Source organism: Streptomyces sp. NPDC005263 (assembly GCF_042872365.1).
Classification (GTDB): Bacteria; Actinomycetota; Actinomycetes; order Streptomycetales; family Streptomycetaceae; genus Streptomyces.
The window spans coordinates 171,255-189,925 of record NZ_JBIAKJ010000006.1 but is presented as its reverse complement, the minus strand read 5'-3'; the positions used below and the strand labels follow the sequence as shown (position 1 = coordinate 189,925).

The following is an 18,671-nucleotide window of genomic DNA, read 5'->3' as shown; positions in this document are numbered from 1 at the left end:
GTGTTCCCGTTCCCCCACTTCGCACCAGTGGATCACCAGTGGATCACCCGTAGAGAAGGAAGTGGCCGATGACCGCAGACACGCTCGCGTTCGTCCTGGAGCGCGAGGCCGGCAGCCCCGGCATCGTCGAACTGATCGGCAAGGAGGCCGGCCACATCCGCGAGCGGCTCCTCACCCATGGAGCGGTCCTGCTGCGGGGCTTCGACATCGGCGGCGTCGACGGTTTCGCCGAGGTGGTACGCGCGCTGTCCGGCGAGCCCCTGAAGTACACGGAACGCTCGTCACCGCGCTCCACGATCAAGGGGAACGTCTACACCTCCACGGACTACCCGCAGGAGGAGGAGATCTTCCTGCACACCGAGAACTCCTACCAGTCGTCGTGGCCGCGGCTGCTGTACTTCCACTGTGCCGAGGAGCCCGAGACGCTGGGTGCGACCCCGCTGGCCGACATCCGTCGGATTCACGGGCTGATCGACCCGGCCGTCCGTGAGGAGTTCGAGCGCCGGGGCTGGATGGTCGTACGCAACTTCCACGACGGCTTCGGAGTCGACTGGCGGCAGGTCTTCAACACCGAGGACCGCGCCGAGGTCGAGGCGAACTGCCGCGCGAAGGACCTGGAGTTCGAGTGGACGGCCGACGGCGGACTGCGCACCCGCGGCATCCGTGAGGCGGTACACACCCACCCCGACACCGGTGAGCGGGTGTGGTTCAACCACATCACGTTCTTCCACCACTCGACGCTCGCCGCCGACGTCGGGGAAGGGCTTCTCGAGCTGTTCGGCGAGGAAGACCTGCCGAGCAACACCTATTACGGGGACGGCGGTTCCATCCCGGCCGAGGTGATGGACCACCTCCGTTCCTGCTACCGGGCCGCGTCCACCCGCTTCGACTGGCGCCACGACGACGTGCTCGTGGTCGACAACATGCTGGCCGCGCACGGCCGGGAGCCCTTCACCGGGCCACGCCGGATCGCGGTCGCGATGGCCGAGCCGTACGCGCCGACGCGGGAGGCGAAGTGAGCGCCTGGTTCCGCACGTTCACCCCACGGCCGTCGGCGGCGGTACGGCTGATCTGCTTCCCGCACGCCGGCGGCGCCGCCAGCGCCTTCCGCGGCTGGGCTGAACTGCTTCCGCCGTCGGTGGAGGTCACCGCCGTCCAGTACCCGGGACGGCAGGACCGCGTCATGGTGGACCCCGCCCCCGACATGGACACCCTGGTCCGGGACATCACCGCGGCCATCACGCCGTTGCTGGACCGGCCGGTGGCGTTCTTCGGGCACAGCATGGGCGGTACGGTCGCCTTCGAGGTGGCCCGCGCCCTGCCCCGTGACCTGCGCCCGGCGCTGGTTCGTCTCTTCGCCTCGGCCCGGAAGCCACCGCACGCCTGTGAACCGCTCGCGCCCGAGTTCCGGGGCGACGAGGGAGTCCTGCGGTACGTCGCCGGCCTCGGCGGCACCGGAGCGGCGCTGCTCAGGCACGAGGAACTGCGGGAGATCGCGCTGCCCGTGCTGCGCGGCGACTTCCACCTGATCGACACCTACGCGTACCGGCCAGGGGCCCCGCTGACCTGCCCGGTCACCGCCATCGCCGGGGCGTTCGACACCTCCTGCACCCGCACCGAGGCCGAGGGCTGGGCGCGGTACACCACCGGTCCCTGCGACGTACGTGTGCTGCCGGGCGGCCACTTCTACCTGGAGACCGTCCCCCGGGAACTCATGGCGCTGATCGCCGCACAGCTCACCGTCCCCGTTCCGGCCGCTCGCTGACTATTGCCCAAGGAGTTCTCACCATGGCGAACAATCCCTTCGACGACCAGGACGGCACCTTCCTCGTGCTGGTCAACGGCGAGGAGCAGTACTCCCTCTGGCCGGCGTTCGCCGAGGTGCCCGAGGGCTGGGCGGTGGCACTGGCTCAGACCGGGCGTGCCGCATGCGTGGAGTTCATCAACAGCCGGTGGACGGATCTGCGTCCGCTGAGCCTGCGCGAGTCGATGGCGGGGCCCTCCCATGTCTGAGCGGAACACCGACTCGGTACGGCTGCCGCTGTCCGCGGCCCAGACGGGCATCTGGTTCGCGCACGATCTGGACCCGACCGGCCGCCGCTACAACGTCGCCGAATACAAGGAGATCCTCGGTCCGCTGGACCCGGAGCTGCTGGCCGCGTCCTGGTACCAGCTGGCCCGGGAAGCCGACGTGCTGCGCATCAGCCATGTCGAGCGCGACGACAGCGGACTGTGGCAGATCGTCGACGCCGAACCGGGCGAGAGGCGGCTGCGGTGGTTCGACATGACCGAGCGGGACGACCCGGAGGGCGCCGCCCTCGCGTGGATGACCGCCGAGCTGGCCACACCCGTCGATCTGGCGGCGGGTGGGCTCTGCACCCTTGCCCTGATCAGGGTCGCCCCCGAGCGGTTCTTCTTCTATCAGCGCTACCACCACCTCGTGATCGACGGGATGGGGGCGGCCCAGTTGGACGCCCGTTTCGCCGAGCTGTACGCACAGGCACTGGCCGGCGAACCCTGGGGGCCCAGCCCCTTCGGCACGCTGGCCGAGGTCCTCGCGGAGGATGCCGACTACCGTCTCTCGCAGGCGGCCGCCGACGACAGCGCCCACTGGGCCGAGCACCTGGCCGCGCTGCCCCAGACCCCCCGGATCGCCGAGAGCCCTGCTCAGGGTGCGCCCGAACCCGTCCACGCCGCCGTCCCGTTCGTGCGCCGCAGCGTCTTTCTGCCCGCTGCCGAGGCGGACCGGGTACGCACGGTGGCACGCGGTGCCCGTACCCGCTGGTCACTGCTGCTCATCGCGCTCGTCGCCGCGTATGTGCACCGGGTCTCGGGCAAGGACGAGCTGGTGCTCGGCCTTCCGGTGACCGGCCGGACCACGGAGCTCACCCGCCGTACCCCGAGCATGTCGTCGAACGTGGTGCCGCTGCGGGTCGGCGTACGGCCCGGGCAGCCTCTCGCCGAGCTGGTCCGCTCGGTCGTCCAGGAGGTCCGCCATGGCCTGGCGCACCAGCTGACGCGTTACGAGGACCTGTGCCGCGATCTCGGCGCGAACGGACCGGCGGGGCGGATCGCGGCGCCGATGATCAACATCATGGCGTTCGCGCCGGGACTCGGCTTCGGCGGCCTCCCCACCGTTCAGCACAACCTCAGCAACGGGCCCGTGGACGATCTGTCCATCGGCATCTACGACCTCGGTGACATGGGTCTGCGGGTCGACTTCGACGCCGCCCCCGCCGTCTGCGACCTCGACGCCGTCGCGGCACACCAGGACCGCTTCCTGCACTTCATCGGCTCGGCGCTCGACAACCCCACCGCGCCGCTGGCCCAGTTGGAGCTGATCGGCGAGGAGGAGCGCCGGGAACTCCTCCTCGGCTTCGACGCGCCCGATACCGACTCCGTCGCCGCGGCGCCCGCCGAGGACCGCACCCTCGCCGCCCTGTTCGAGGAGCAGGCCGCCCGGCACCCCGAGCGCGTCGCCCTCACCGACGGCGACGCCCACATCACCTACGCGGAGCTCGAAGCCCGCGCCAACCGGCTGGCCCGGCTGCTCACCTCACGGGGCGCGGGGCCCGAGGGCTATGTCGCGGTCGCCGTGGACCGCTCCGCCGAGCTGGTCACCGCCCTGCTCGCGGTCGTCAAGTCCGGTGCGGGCTATGTGCCGCTGGATCCGCACTACCCGGCCGACCGGCTCGCGTACATGCTCTCCGACGCCGCCCCGGCCCTGGTGGTCACCACCACGGCGGACAGCGCCGGCCTGCCCGACACCGAGGTCGAGCGGCTGGTCATGGACGCTCCTCAGACCGTCGCCGCGCTGGCGGCGGCCGACCCGGGCGCGCTCGGCGACGCCGACCGCACGGCACCGCTGACCTCCGGCAACCCGGCCTACGTCATCTACACCTCGGGCTCGACCGGCCGCCCCAAGGGGGTCGTCGTCCCGCACTCCCAGGTGGTGCGGCTGTTCACCGCCACCGAGCACTGGTTCGGCTTCGGGCCCGATGACGTGTGGACGCTCTTCCACTCGTACGCCTTCGACTTCTCCGTCTGGGAGCTGTGGGGACCCCTGCTGCACGGCGGCCGCCTCGTCGTCGTCCCGCACTCCGTCAGCCGCTCCCCCGCGGAGTTCCTCGCCCTGCTGGCCGACGAGCACGTCACCGTCCTCAACCAGACGCCGTCGGCCTTCTACCAGTTGATGCGGGCGGACTCCGAGAACAGTCCGGTCCGCCCGCTCGCCCTGCGCCGGGTGATCTTCGGCGGTGAGGCGCTGGACCTGGGCCGGCTCGCGCCCTGGTACCGGAACCATCCGGACGCCGTGCTGGTCAACATGTACGGCATCACCGAGACGACCGTGCACGTCAGCCATCTGGAACTCGACCCGGAGAGCATCTCGGGACAGACCCGCAGCCTCATCGGACGAGCCATCCCCGACCTGCGGATCCATGTCCTCGACGCGGCCCTGCATCCCACGCCCGTGGGTGAGCGCGGCGAGATGTACGTCGCCGGTGCGGGCCTGGCCCGCGGCTATCTCGGCCGGCCCGACCTGTCCGCCGACCGGTTCGTCGCGAATCCGTACGGCGAGCCGGGATCGCGGATGTACCGCACGGGCGACCTGGCACGCCGGCTGCCCGACGGCGGTCTGGAGTACCTGGGCCGGGCCGACCACCAGGTGAAGATCCGCGGCTTCCGCATCGAACTGGGCGAGATCGAGAGCGTGTTGCTCGGCCTGCCCGAGGTCGCCGGTGGCGCGGTCGTCGTGCGGGAGGACCGGCCAGGCGACAAGCGGCTCGTCGCGTACGTGGTCCCGGCCGCCGGATCCGGGCTCGGCTCCGAACGACTGCGCGGCGCACTGGGCGAAGCCCTGCCCAGCCACATGGTGCCGGCGGCCTTCGTGATGCTCGACGCCCTGCCGCTCACCGCCAACGGCAAGCTCGACACCAAGGCGCTGCCCGCCCCCGCCGTGACCGCGAGCGGCACCGGCCGCGCCCCGCGCACGGCACGCGAGGAGGTGTTGTGCGCCCTGATGGCCGAGGTGCTCGGCATGGAGCGGGTGGGTGCCGATCACTCCTTCTTCGACCTCGGCGGGGACAGCATCATGTCGATCCAGCTGGTGTCGGCGGCCCGTGGGGCCGGTCTCGTCATCAGCCCGCGCGACGTGTTCCGGCTGAAGACCGTGGCCGCGCTCGCCGAGGCCGCCACGGCCCTGGACGAGCAGCCCGCGGAAGCGGCGGACGCCGGCCTCGGCACCGTGCCTCTCACGCCCCTCATGCACTGGGCGACGGACCGCGGCGGGCTCGACGGCTACAACCAGTCGATGGTCCTGCGGGTACCGGCCGGAACGACCCGCTCGCATCTGACGGCCGCACTCCAGGCCGTGCTCGACCACCATGACGCGTTGCGCGCGCGGCTCACCGACGACGGCCTGTCCATCGGCGCCGCCGGTACGGTCGACGCCGCGGACCGCGTACGCCACGTGGAGGCGACCGGACTCGACGACACGGCCCTCGACGCCCTGGCGGGGACGGAGGGCCGCAGGGCACTCGCCTCGCTCACGCCGCGCGACCCCGACGGCGGCGGCATGGTGCGAGCCGTCTGGTGCGACCGCGGGCCCGACCGGTCCGGACTGCTGGTCCTCGTCATCCACCACCTGGTGGTCGACGGGGTCTCCTGGCGGGTGCTGGCCCCCGACCTCGCCCAGGCGTACGCCTCCGTCGCGCAGGGCCGCACAGCGCGGCTCCAGCCTGTCGCCACCTCGCTGCGCACCTGGTCGCGGCGGCTCACGGAGGCCGCGAGTTCACCCGAGCGCGAGGCCGAACTCCCCTACTGGCGGGAGATACTGACCCGCCCGGAACAGCCGCTGGGCGCCCGCTCACTGGACCCCGCACGCGATGTGCTGGGCACGGCGGGACGGCTGACGCTGCGGCTGCCGGCCGAGGTGACGCGGCCCCTGCTGACCGCGGTGCCCACCGCCTTCCACGCCGAGGTCAACGACGTCCTGCTGGCCGCCTTCGCGCTCGCGTACCGGCGGTGGCGGGGCGGCGAACAGGTCCTGGTCGATCTCGAGGGTCACGGCCGGGAGGAGTCCGCCGCACCGGGCACCGATCTCTCCCGTACCGTCGGCTGGTTCACCAGCCTGCATCCCGTACTGCTCGACGCGGTCTCCACCGACCCCGGCGCGGCACTCAAGGCGGTCAAGGAGCAGCTGCGCGCCGTACCCGACAAGGGAATCGGCTACGGGCTGCTGCGTCACCTCAACCCCACGACGGCCGAGCACCTCGCTCCGCTGGCCACGGCCCAGCTCGGCTTCAACTACCTGGGCCGCTTCGCGGCGCTTGGAGCGGAGGCCGACTGGGCCGTCGTCCCCCGCATCGAGGACGGCATCCCCGGTGGCGACGACGGGATGCCGCTCGGGCACGCGCTGGAGCTCGACGCGCTGACCCAGGACGGGCCCGACGGACCCGAACTGGTGGCCAGGTGGAGCTGGGCATCCGGGATCCTCGACGAGGACGAGGTCACGGAGTTCGCGACCGCGTGGTTCGACGCGCTGCGGGCCCTGGCCCGGCAGGCCTCCCTGCCGGGTGCCGGCGGACGCTCCCCGTCGGACGTCGCCCCAACCGGGCTCTCCCAGCCCGAGATCGAGCTGCTCGAACACCGCAGGCCGGGCCTGGTCGATCTGCTGCCGCTCTCCCCGCTGCAACAGGGGCTGCTCTTCCACAGCCTTCAGGCGGGCGACAGCGACGTCTACACCGCACAGCTCGAACTCGACCTGGGCGGACCGCTGGACGCCGGGCTGCTGCTGACCGCTGCCCGCACTCTCCTGGATCGGCATCCGAACCTGGGCGCGGAGTTCCATCACGAGGGCCTGAGGCAGCCGGTCCAGCTCATCCCCGCCGACGTCGACCTGCCCTGGACCGAAGTGGACCTGACCGGACTTCCGGTCGGCGACCGGGCCGCGGCCGCCGACACCCTGGCGGCCGGTGAACGCGCCGTGGGCTTCGAGCCGGACCGCGCGCCGCTGCTGCGCCTCACCCTGGTCAGGCTCGGTCCACTGAGCCACCGGCTGGTGCTCACCAACCACCACCTGCTGCTCGACGGCTGGTCCATGCCGATTCTCATCCGTGAGCTGCTGACCCTGTACACGGCCGGCGCCGATCCGTCCGCGTTGCCCCGCGTGCGCCCCTACCGGGACTTCCTGACCCATCTGGCGGGCACCGACCAGCAGGCCGCGCGCGCCGCGTGGCGCGAGGCGCTCTCCGGGTTCGAGGAGCCCACGTTCGTACGCCAGGCGGAGCCGGACCGGACCCCGCAGGTGCCGCAGCGGCTGGAGTTCACCCTGCCCGCCGACTGCGCCCACGCCCTGGCGAACCGCGCCCGGACCGCCGGGCTGACCATGAACACCGTGCTCCAGGGCGCCTGGGCGCTGGTCCTGGCCCGCCTCACCGGCCGGGACGACGTGGTCTTCGGCGCGACGGTTTCCGGACGTCCGCCGGAGCTGGAGGAGGTCGGGGGCATGGTGGGCCTGTTCATCAACACCCTGCCGGTCCGACTGCGTCTGCATCCGTCCGAGCCGCTGGAGTCGCTGCTCGCACGGATGCAGCAGGAACAGTCCGCGCTCCTGGGCCGGCAGCACCTGGGCCTCGCCGAGATCCAGCAACTCGCCGGAATCGGGGCGCTGTTCGACACGGCGATGGTGTTCGAGAACTATCCCCTCGATGTGGCCGCGCTCGCCGCGACCACCGCGGGCAGCGGGCTGACGCTGGACGACGTGCGGGGCCATGACGCCGTCCACTACACGCTGGGCCTGGTGGCCCGGCCGACCGATGACGGGCTGAGCTTCCGTCTCGACCACCAGCCGGATCTGCTGGACCGCACCGAGGCGGGCGCGGTCGCCGACATGCTGCTGCGGGTCCTGCGAACGGTCGCCGAGCGGCCCGAGACCCTCGTCGGCCGCCTCGACGTCCTCTCCCCGGCCGCCCGCGAGAAGCTGCTGACGGGCTGGAACGACAGCGAGGTGCCGGACGCGCTCCCCGGCGCCACGATCCCCGGCCTGTTCGAGGCCCAGGTGGCCCGTACCCCGCAGGCCGTGGCCCTGGTGCACGGCGCCACCACGCTCACGTACGCCGAACTCGACGCCCGTGCGGGCCGGCTGGCCCGGCTGCTGGCCGAGCGCGGTGCCGCTCCCGAGCGCTTCGTCGCCATCGCGCTGGAGCGCTCGGTGGATCTGGTGGTGGCCCAGCTGGCCGTCCTCAAGACGGGCGCGGCGTTCGTGCCGCTCGACCCGGGCTATCCCGCCGACCGGCTGGCGTACATGCTCGACGACGCCGACCCGGCACTGGTGATCACCAGCAGCGCGGTGGCCGATGGGCCGCTGCCCGTCAGTGACGCACCGCGGCTGCTCATCGACCGTACGGACCTGAGCGGTGACGCCGGGCCGGAGCCGACCCGTACGGACATGAGCGGAGACACCGGCCTGGAGCCACCCCGTACGGACGCGAGCGGAGACACCGGCCCGGAGCCGACCCGTCCGCGCGATGCCCGCCACCCCGCGTATCTCATCTACACCTCGGGATCCACCGGTCGGCCCAAGGGGGTGGTCGTCACCCACTCCGGGATCGCCTCCATGGTCGCCGGACAGCGGGAGGCACTGGCCGTCGTCCCCGGCAGCCGGGTGCTGCTGTTCGCCTCGCCCAGCTTCGACGCGGCGGTCTGGGAACTGTGCATGGCCCTGCTCACCGGATCCTGCGCGGTACTGGCCGACGCGGACCGGCTGCTGCCGGGCCCGACGCTGGCCGCGCTGATCGCCGAGCACCGCGTCACCCATGTGACGCTGCCCCCCTCGGCACTTCCCGTCATGCCCGAGGACAGCCTGCCGCCCGGCTCGACGCTGGTCGTGGCGGGCGAGGCCACCGCTCCGGATCTGGTGGACCGCTGGTCCCGGGGCCGGCGGATGATCAACGCGTACGGTCCGACCGAATCCACGGTGTGCGCCAGCATGAGCGCTCCGCTGGAGGGGCCCGTCCTCGCACCGATCGGCCGGCCGATCGCCAACACCCGGCTCTACGTGCTGGACGGCCACCTCCAGCCGGTGCCGGTGGGCACGGCGGGCGAGCTCTATCTCGCCGGTGCCGGGGAGGCCCGCGGCTATCTCGGCAGACCCGATCTGACGGCCGACCGGTTCGTCGCCAACCCCTTCGGGGAGCCGGGGTCGCGGATGTACCGCACCGGTGACCTGGCCCGCAGGCGGCCCGACGGCAATGTCGACTATCTGGGGCGGGCGGACCACCAGGTGAAGATCCGCGGTTTCCGGATCGAGCCCGGCGAGATCGAGTCCGCGCTCGCCGCCCATCCGCGGGTCGGCCAGGCGGCGGTGCTGGTCCGTGAGGACCAGCCCGGTGCGAAGCGGCTGGTGGCGTACGTCGTCTGCGCGGACGCCGACACCACCGAACTGCGCGGCTTCCTCGGCGCCTCACTGCCGGACTACATGGTGCCGTCGGCCTTCGTCGCTCTGGACGCGCTGCCGCTGACCGCCAACGGCAAGGTGGACCGCAAGGCGCTGCCCGCCCCCGATCTCAGTGGTGCCGAGTCGGGCCGGGAGCCCGCCACGGCCCGCGAGGCGGTGCTGTGCCGGCTCTTCGCCGAGGTGCTCCACGTGGCCCGGGCCGGGGCCGACGAATCGTTCTTCGACCTCGGTGGCGACAGCATCATGGCGATCCAGCTCGTCTCCCGGGCCCGCGAGGCGGGACTCGTCCTCTCCGTGCGGGAGGTGTTCACCCACCGCACGGTCGCGGCGCTGGCCTCCATCGCCGATCAGACCGACGAGGAAGGCCCGGGTGCGGCAGCTGCCGGAGAAGCCCGGCCGGGCGGCGACGATCCGTTCCTCCGCGGGCCCTTCCCGGGGCTGGAGGAGGAGACGGAGCTGCTGATGCGCTCGGACCCGGACCTTCTCGACGTACTGCCGCTGACCCCGCTCCAGGAGGGATTCCTCTTCCACGCCCTGCTCTCCGGAGACGAGGCGGACGTCTACACCACTCAGCTCAGCCTCGACCTCGAAGGCCCCCTGGACCCTGCCGCCCTGCGGTCCGCAGCCGAACGGCTGCTGGCCCGGCAGCCCGCGCTGCGCTCGGGATTCCGGCACGAGGACACCGGCCGGCCGGTCCAGGTGGTGCACGGAAAGGTGCCCCTGCCCTGGCTGCACGCGGACCTCTCCACCACCACGGACAGTGCGGCCGCGGCCGGCCGGCTCGCGGACGAGCAGCGGCTGCGCGCCTTCGACCTGGCGGCCCCGCCGCTGCTGCGTCTGCTGCTCATCACGCTGCCGGGGGCCCGCCACCGGCTGGTCCTGACCGCCCATCACATCCTGTGGGACGGCTGGTCGGTACCGGTGCTGGTGGAGGAACTCTTCACCCTGTACGGGCAGCGGGGCACGGACGCCTCCCTGCCCCAACCGCCGCCGCTGCGCGCCTACTTGTCCTGGCTGGACGGACAGGACCGTACCGCCGCACAGGAGGCGTGGACGGCCGCGCTGTCCGGACCGGCCGCCCCCACCCTCGTGGCGCCGGCCGGTCCGCCCGGGCACAGCGGAGGGGCGGCCCAGGAGTCGGCGCGTACCGAACTGTCCGCGGAGCTCACCGCCCGGCTCCAGGAGAGCCTGCGCGGGCGTGGCCTCACCCTCAACTCCGCCGTCCAGGGCGCCTGGGGCGTGGTGCTGGCGCGGCTCACGGGACAGGACGACGTCGTCTTCGGTTCCACCGTCTCCGGACGGCCGGCCGAGGTTCCCGGCATCGAGCGGATGATCGGCAACTTCATCAACACCCTGCCGGTGCGTGTGCGGGTGGACGACGAGGAGTCACTGTTCACGCTGCTCGCCAGGGTCCAGGAGGAACAGGCGGCGCTCATCCCCCATCACCACCTCGGGCTGGGCGACATCCAGCGGCTGGTCGGCAGCGGACCGCTCTTCGACACCACCACGGTGGTCAAGAACACGCCCCTCGACGCCGGTACCCTGCTCGCACGGACGGACGGGCTGCGTCTGGTCGGCGGCGACAGCGAGGACGCCACGCACTATCCGCTGCGCATGCAGGCGGTACCCGGACTCGACACCTCCACCCTCGGACTGCATCTGGGATATCTCCCGGATCTCTATCAACCCGCCGAGGCGCAGGCGCTGTTGGACCAGATGGTGCGGCTGCTCGAAGCCGTCGCCGAGGGTCGGGAAACTGCGGTAGGACTGCTGGAGCCGATCCCGGCGGACAGCGAACAGGATCTGCTGGCCCAATGGGGCGGCTACTGAACTGGCCCCATGACCATGGCGAGTTCATCCGACTGGCACGACATCACTCGATAGGCGTTGACGCATGGCAGACAATCAGGCAGTCCGGCTCGAACAGGTCAGCAGGTGCTATGCATCCGGCTCCTCCGCGGCGGTGCGTGCCCTCGACGAGATCTCGGTGGGCTTCGAACGCACCACGTTCACCGCGATCATGGGCCCCTCCGGCTCGGGAAAGAGCACCCTCCTGCAGTGCGCGGCGGGACTCGACCGGCCGGACTCCGGGCGGGTGGTCGTGGACGACGTGGATCTCGGCCCGCTCGGGGAGAAGGCCCTCACCGAACTGCGCCGGGACCGGATCGGCTTCATCTTCCAGGCGTTCAATCTCCTCGGCGCGCTGACCGCGGAGCAGAACGTGGGGCTGCCGCTGCGGCTCGCGGGCCGCCGGCCCGACTCGGCCGAGGTCCGCGCCGCCCTCGCACAGGTGGGACTCGGCGAGCGCGGCGGGCATCTGCCCTCCCAGATGTCCGGTGGCCAGCAACAGCGGGTGGCGATCGCCCGGGCCCTGATCACCAGGCCCAAGGTCCTGTTCGCCGACGAACCCACCGGCGCCCTGGACAGCAGCAGCAGCCGGACCGTGCTGGAACTGCTGCGGACCCTGGTGGACGAGCAGGGGCAGACCACGATCATGGTGACGCACGACCCGGTGGCCGCCTCGTACGCGGACCGAGTCGTCTTCCTCGTCGACGGACACATCACCGACGAGATGCTGCGGCCGACCGCGCAGGGCGTGGCCGAGCACATGGCCCGGCTGGAAGCGGGCTCGGCGCCGGCACGCGTGGGCGGTGGCGAGTGATGGGGAAGGTCTCCACCCTGCTGCCCGTCGCGGTGGCCACCCTGCGCAAACGGTGGCTCGGCTTCGCCGGCTCGTTCGTCGCCCTCACCCTGGGGGTGGCCCTGATCGCCGCCTCGGGGCTGCTCGTCAGTACGTCGGCCGGGCTGGAGAACAACGATCCGACGGCGCCGTCCCTGAAGAAGCTGCTCACGTTCATGGCGGGCATGTCCGGCTTCGTCTCGGTCTTCGTCGTGGCGTCCACGTTCGCCTTCGCCGTGGCGGGCAGGCGCCGTGAGACGGCCCTGTTACGGGCCGTCGGTGCCACCCCGCGCCAGATCAGACTGCTGGTGATCGGCGAGTCGGTGGTCGTCTCGCTGGTCGCCTCGGTCGCCGGCACCCTGCTCGGCCTGGCCCTCGCGCCACTCTTCGCCCGCTGGCTGGTGGCGCGCGGCGCCGCCCCGGAGGGCTTCACCGTCGAGTTCTCGGCGGGGCCCCTGCTGATCGCCGCGGCGATCGAGGTGGCGGTGGCGGTGCTCGGCGCCTACGCCGCGGCCCGCCGGGCCGGCCGGGTACGCCCCGTGGAGGCGCTCAGCGCCGCGGCGGTGGACGGCAAGGTGATGACGCTCGGCCGCTGGGTGTGGGCCGTCGCCTATGTCGCGCTGTTCGCCACGGTGCTGGCGCTGTTCGCCACCATGCCTCCCGGTCTGGAGCGGGACCCGCAACTGCGTGACCCGCAGAACCTGCCGGTCTGGTCCCTGCTGATCGACGTCATGGCGATCATGGCGCTCGCGCTGTTCGCCCCGCTGTTCGTGCCCCCGCTGGTCCGGCTGCTGACCCTGCCGGTGCCGCTGGCGGCCGGCGCGGTCGGGCTGCTGGCCCGGCAGAACGCGCTGGCCGCGGTGCGCCGTACGGTGTCCACCGCGACCCCGATGTTCCTGGTGATCGGCCTGACCGGCACCGTGGTGGGGTCCACGCTCACGTTCGGCGAGGCCAGGGCCGTCCAGTCCCGCGAGGCGCTCAGCGCGCAGTACGTGGTGGAGCCGGACGGCGGGTCCACGCTCTCAGGGGCCCAGGTGCGACGGCTGCGGGACCTGCCCGACAGCCGGACCACCACCATCCGCCCCACGCTCGTCTCGGACCTGGGCGGCGGGATGACCGGTGGTACGACCGCCGCCACCGCCATCGACGGTGACGCGGCCAGGACCTGGAAGCTGAAGACCGAGGGGGGTTCGCTCGACGGCCTGAAGGGCAACACCGTCGCCGTCTCCAGCGGCCTCGCCGAGTCCAACGGCTGGCGGGTCGGTGACCGTCTCGGCGCTGCCCTGGCCGACGGCACCCCCGTCACCGTGACACTGGTCGCCCTGGTCAGGACGCCGCTGAGCCTCGCCGAGGTGCTGCTGCCGTACCCCCTGGTGGCGGCGCATCTGACCGGCGACAAGCAGCCCACCGCGGCTTTCGTCTCCACCGCGTCCGGCGCGCCCGCTCCGCCGTCGGCCGCCACCGCCGGAGCGAAGGTCACTCCGACCCAGCGGTGGGGCGACGGCGACGACGATCCCCGGGCACGCAGCGACTGGATCACCATGATCGCCATCCTGGGCCCGGCCCTGCTCTACGCCCTCATCGCGATCGTCAACACCATGATGATGTCCACCGGCGACCGGCTGCGGGACTTCGCCACCCTCCGGCTGACCGGAGGCAACGACCGGCAGGTCCTGTCCATGGTCGCGGTGGAAGCGGTCCTCACCGCCGCGACCGCCACCGTGCTCGCCCTGCTCGTCACCACCGGCACCCAGGCCGCGAGCCTGATGCTGATCAACCGCCGCGTCCTGGACGCCGGTTCGGCGCTCTCGCTGAGCATGCCGTGGACGGCGATCGGCAGCGCCGCGGTCGCGGGGCTCGCCCTCGCGCTCGTCTCCAGCGTTCTTCCGGCCAGGCTGGCCCTGCGCGCTCGCGCACTGGACCTGGCCGGTGCCCGGCAGTAGCACCTGTCGTCCGAGCACTCCTGACTGAGCCCACTCCCGAGAGAAGGCTGTCCATGAGCTCTGCCACGCCTGCCCTGTTCGCCGACGCCGCACCCCTGAGACCCGTCGACCGTCCCGTCGTCCTGCTCGCCGAGGAACTCTCCCCGGCCACCGTGGAAGCCCTCGGCAGTGAGGTCGACGTCCGGCATGTCGATGGCACGGACCGGCGGGCGCTGCTGGCCGCGCTCGCCGACGCGGACGCGGTACTGGTCCGCTCGGCCACCGCCATGGACGCGGAGGCCATCGCGGCCGGCCGCCGCCTGAAGGTGATCGCCCGGGCCGGCATCGGACTGGACAACGTGGACGTGGCCGCGGCCACCGCCGCGAACGTCCTGGTCGTCAACGCGCCCACGTCCAACGTCGTGAGCGCCGCCGAGCACACGATCGCGCTGCTGCTCGCCGTCGCCAGACAGGTGCCACCGGCCGACGCCTCGCTGCGGGCCGGCCAGTGGCAGCGCTCCCGGTTCACCGGGGTCGAACTCTCCGGAAAGGTGCTGGGCATTGTCGGCTTCGGCCGGATCGGCGCGTTGGTCGCCCGTCGGCTGGCCGCCTTCGACATGGAGATCGTCGCCTACGACCCGTATGTGGACGCCGAGATCGCCGCCGGCGCCGGAGTACGGCTGGTGTCCCTGGACGAGCTGCTGACCGAGGCCGACTTCATCACGGTGCACCTGCCGAAGACCCCGCAGACTCTTGGTCTGATCGGCTTCGACGCCTTCGCGGCGATGAAGCCGGGCGTGCGCCTCGTCAACGCCGCCCGCGGCGGGATCGTGGACGAGAACGAGCTGTACGCGGCCCTCAAGGAGGGGCGGGTCGCCGGGGCGGGCCTCGACGTGTTCGCCACCGAACCCTGCACCGACTCCCCGCTGTTCGGGCTGGAGAACGTGGTGGCCACCCCGCATCTGGGCGCGAGCACGCGGGAGGCCCAGGAGAAGGCGGGCACCTCGGTCGCCGCGTCCGTGCTCCTGGCGCTGGCGAGCGAGCCGGTGCCCGACGCCGTCAACGGCTGAGCCTCCCGTACGTCCCGTACCTCACCTTCGAGAAGGAGCACATCATGCAGACCCTGCCGGCGCTCGAGGAGCTCACGGACACCGACGCTGTCATCGCGCGGTTGCGCAGCCGCATCGACGGCCTGGACGCCGAGATCCTGCGCCTGCTCGACCGACGGCGCGAACTCTCCGGTGCCGTCCAGCAGGCCCGTATCGCCGCGGGCGGGCGACGTACCGCCTTCGGCCGCGAGAACGAGATCATCAAGCGGTACGCCGACCGGCTCGGCCGGCCGGGAGGGGCCATCGCCATGACGGTGCTGGAGATCTGCCGGGGAACGGCCTCGGCGCCGGCCGGTGGCACGCCGCGCTGACGACGAGCATGTCCGGACGGGCACCCTCGGAGGGGCGCCCGTCCGGCGCGGACACGCTGAGAGCCATCCGCCGGCCCGAAGGGGCCTGCGGATGGCTCTCAGCGTGAAGGGCCGAAGGGTCCACGTGGAAGAGCAGCGGTCCGACCGCCGGGGGCCTCCGGCCACCGGGACGAAGAGCACGCCGTGCCCCACTGCGGAAGGGAAGGTGGACCGTGCGCGGTGAGGCGCAGGGGCTCGCGGTGCGCGCCGAGGAGACCTTCGCGGCCTCGGGACGTCGTAGCCGCGGACCGCGCCCAGAACCCGGCATCACGACGCAAGCCGCACGCGAGGCGTCGTAGACGCGAGCCCGGCCTCCGGGCGACGAGGCGTGGCAGGGCGGCCGCTCCGCACCGGTTCCCGCATCCGGTCACGGTCGGTCGCGGGAATCGCCATGACGTCCGGCTCCTGGCTCGGCACGGGCAAGGAGTCCATCGGCGGCCTGCCCGGCGACAGCGCCGCCGCCCTCAGCCTGCCTGCGCCAGCACGGCGCGGACGGGCCGGTCCACGGGAGGCGCCTGCGCGTACAGCAGGACGAGACGGTGGAAGCGGTACTGGAGCGCGCCGTTGCCGCTGATCCCCATCCGCCCCGGCGAGCGGCGTGGTTCGATCAGTGAGCCGTCGGCGAGTTGCTCCAGCAGATCCTCGGCGCGCTGGTCCGGCAGGCCGAGGACCGTGGCGGCCGAGGCCGCGGAGAACGGCCGCTCGCCCAGTACGGACAGCTTCGACAGGACCTCGTGGCTTTCGTTGTCCGCCCGCCGCAGCCAGTCCCGCAGGGTGCGGTCGACGTCCAGGTCGCCGAAGCTCAGTTCACGCAGCCGCCCCTCGGGGTCGGCGAGCCGCCGGGCCAGCCGGGCCGGGGTCCAGTGCGGTCGTGAGGCGAGCTTGGCTCCCACGGTCCGAAGCGCGAGCGGCAGCCCGGCGCAGTGGCGGACGAGTTGGGCGGCGGCCTGCGGGTCGGCCGCCAACCGTCCGGCGCCGACGATCGCTGAGAGCAGGTCGAACGCCGCTCTGTCGTCCAAGGGCCCGACCGCGAGGTTGACCGGACCCATGGCGACGGCGAGATGGCCGCGGCCGGTGACCAGGGTGGCGGAGTGCGGACTGGCGGGCAGCAGCGGGGCCAGCTGATCGCTGTCCGCCGCGTTGTCCAGCAGGACGAGCAGCCGGAGGTCGGCGGTGCGCGTGCGGTAGATCCGTACGAGTTCGTCGAGATCGCCCGAGATCCGCTCGGACACCTCGTGGCCGAGCGCCCGCAGCAGCCGGACCAGGACCGGGCGCGGGTCCTTCGCGCTGCCGTCCCGGTCGACGAGATCGGCGTACAACTGCCCGTCGGGGAAGTGTTGTTGGTATTCGTGGGTGGCGCGTACGGCGAGGGCGGTCTTGCCGACCCCGGCCATCCCGGTGATCAGGCAGTGGCGTGGCCGGCGGGCGGCCGCCGCGTCCGGGCCGGGGACGATCAGCTCGCGCAGGACGGCCAGTTCGTGTTCCCGGCCGGTGAACGCGGCGATGTCCGGCGGCAGCATGGCGGGCGGCCGGTCCTCGGGGTCGGAGCGGACCACGGTGAGCTCGACCGGGGCCACGGCGGCCGGACGCCCGAGAGTGCGTGCGGCGGTGTCGGGCTCGGCCTCCCAGCCCAGGCTCCCGCAGAGGACCGCCTGGTGAGTTTCCGTCAGGTCAGTACCGGGGTCCACACCGAGCTCATCGGCGAGCACCTTGCGGCCCTCGTGGAAAACCTGGAAGGCCTCGGCCTGCCGGCCGCACCGGTACAGGGCCGTCATCAGCTGGGCCCGCATGCGCTCACGCAGCGGGAACTCGGCGACCAGCCGGGTCAGTTCGGCGGTGACCTGTTGGTGCCTGCCCAGGGCGAGGTCGGCCTCCAGACGGTTCTCCAGAGTGGCGGCGCGTCCCTCCTGCCATTGCGGAGCTTCCTCGTCCGCGAGGAATTCGGTGACGTTCGCGAGCGCCGGGCCGCGCCACAGATCCAGCGCGTTCCGCAGCAGGGTGCCCGCCTCGTCGTAGCGGCGTTCCTGAAGGGCCTGCCGACCGAGCCGGTCGAGCCGCTCGTACTCCACCACGTCGAGCCGGCTGCCGGCCGTGACGATCGCGTACCCGGGCGACCGGCGCTCCAGGCAGACCTCGGGTTCCAGAAGTTTGCGCAGCCGGGAGACATACGTATAGATCTGGGCGTGCATGGTGGCCGGCGGGTTCGCGCCCCACAACAGGGAACTGAGTCGCGAATCCGGCACCACCCGGCCCCTGGCGAGCAGCAGCGCTGCCAGCAGGGTGTGCATCTTCGCGCCCGAGATGGCGATCCGCTGGCCTTCGCGTCTGGCCTCGACCGGGCCGAGCAAGTGGAAATCCATGGTTCCCCGTTCAGCGATTGGTCAGGTGTGCTGTATGAGCCACCTTGACGAGCCGCTTTTTTCTCCCAATTTTGGTTTGATTTCGTCGCCGCACTTGCTATATGGAGGGCCTGTCCAGGGGAACGAGGACGGGTCCATGACCGCTGCCTTTCCAGCCATTTCGAAGAGCGCCGATCGTCCGAAAGGGCGCCCCTTGCCGAGAGTCGGCCGGGAGCGCCCCACGGATTGACAACGTCGTCAATGAGCGGCGGGAGACCCGGCGCCCCGGACCGTGGCCGAACCGTCGACGGCGACGGAACTGCCCAATGCGCTGACGGCCTGGTAGTACGTCCACGCCGTGGCGTCGCAGGTGGTGCGCTTCACGCCTGAATACGCCGCACAAACGCGCTTGAGGTCGGCGTAAAAGGCACTGTCGAGGCGGTCCTTGTTCGCGGCGAAGGAGCCGGCCGCCTTGTAGTTGCGGTAGCCGAAGTCGTGGCGCGCGCAGGAGGTCTCGAAGGGGAAGCCCAACGGGTTGTCGGGGGACGAGGAACAGTAGTCGGTGGACCAGTCGAAACCGTACGATGACCAGGCACTTTGGCTCTGACGTGCCGCGATCCAGGAGTTCTGGCCGGCGGCGCTCGTCTGGGTCCAGCCACTCAGCACCTGCGACTTGTCCGCGGGGGCGGCGGGGGCCGGGCTCGCGAGGGACACGACGCCGGCCAGGGCCGCCACGGCGAGGACGGGCGCGATACGACGGTTCATCACAGACCTCCGGGAGGCGAAGACGCCGCCGGGATTCCGGAGGCGTCCT

At 72.1% G+C, this 18,671-nt stretch carries 9 protein-coding genes and 1 pseudogene; 8 read left to right on the top strand and 2 right to left on the bottom strand.

Features of this window, described 5'->3' with window-relative positions; all coding sequences use genetic code 11:
• Positions 1-68: 68 nt before the first annotated feature.
• The 8 genes and pseudogenes from ACFYRY_RS26920 to ACFYRY_RS26885 all read left to right on the top strand — a co-directional run bounded on the left by ACFYRY_RS26920 (position 69) and on the right by ACFYRY_RS26885 (position 15,479).
• Positions 69-1,019: a TauD/TfdA family dioxygenase gene (locus ACFYRY_RS26920; RefSeq protein WP_389150716.1), complete on the top strand. Its 951-nt coding sequence runs from the start codon at positions 69-71 to the stop codon at positions 1,017-1,019.
• Positions 1,016-1,765: a thioesterase II family protein gene (locus ACFYRY_RS26915; RefSeq protein ID WP_389150713.1), complete on the top strand. Its 750-nt coding sequence runs from the start codon at positions 1,016-1,018 to the stop codon at positions 1,763-1,765. Before ACFYRY_RS26920 ends, ACFYRY_RS26915 begins: the two co-directional genes overlap by 4 nt.
• A 23-nt stretch (positions 1,766-1,788) precedes the next feature.
• Positions 1,789-2,013: an MbtH family protein gene (locus tag ACFYRY_RS26910; protein ID WP_389150710.1), complete on the top strand. Its 225-nt coding sequence runs from the start codon at positions 1,789-1,791 to the stop codon at positions 2,011-2,013.
• Complete coding sequence (locus ACFYRY_RS26905; protein ID WP_389150708.1) at positions 2,006-11,287, top strand: amino acid adenylation domain-containing protein; 9,282 nt, start codon at positions 2,006-2,008, stop codon at positions 11,285-11,287. Before ACFYRY_RS26910 ends, ACFYRY_RS26905 begins: the two co-directional genes overlap by 8 nt.
• Before the next feature lie 64 nt (positions 11,288-11,351).
• Positions 11,352-12,119 (top strand): ABC transporter ATP-binding protein, encoded by a 768-nt coding sequence (locus ACFYRY_RS26900; RefSeq protein WP_389150705.1) that lies wholly within the window; start codon positions 11,352-11,354, stop codon positions 12,117-12,119.
• Entirely contained in the window at positions 12,119-14,080 is a 1,962-nt protein-coding gene (locus tag ACFYRY_RS26895; protein WP_389150702.1) for an FtsX-like permease family protein, read from the top strand. Before ACFYRY_RS26900 ends, ACFYRY_RS26895 begins: the two co-directional genes overlap by 1 nt.
• Before the next feature lie 53 nt (positions 14,081-14,133).
• Positions 14,134-15,123: pseudogene (locus ACFYRY_RS26890) on the top strand (hydroxyacid dehydrogenase); the annotation flags it as partial.
• A 50-nt stretch (positions 15,124-15,173) separates the two neighbouring features.
• Positions 15,174-15,479: a chorismate mutase gene (locus ACFYRY_RS26885; protein ID WP_389150699.1), complete on the top strand. Its 306-nt coding sequence runs from the start codon at positions 15,174-15,176 to the stop codon at positions 15,477-15,479.
• 503 nt (positions 15,480-15,982) lie between these two features.
• On the opposite strand, the gene ACFYRY_RS26880 is transcribed toward ACFYRY_RS26885, so the two are convergent.
• Positions 15,983-17,878 (bottom strand): BTAD domain-containing putative transcriptional regulator, encoded by a 1,896-nt coding sequence (locus ACFYRY_RS26880; protein ID WP_389150696.1) that lies wholly within the window; start codon positions 17,876-17,878, stop codon positions 15,983-15,985.
• 237 nt (positions 17,879-18,115) lie between these two features.
• Complete coding sequence (locus ACFYRY_RS26875) at positions 18,116-18,622, bottom strand: phospholipase (protein WP_389150694.1); 507 nt, start codon at positions 18,620-18,622, stop codon at positions 18,116-18,118.
• Positions 18,623-18,671: the final 49 nt, after the last annotated feature.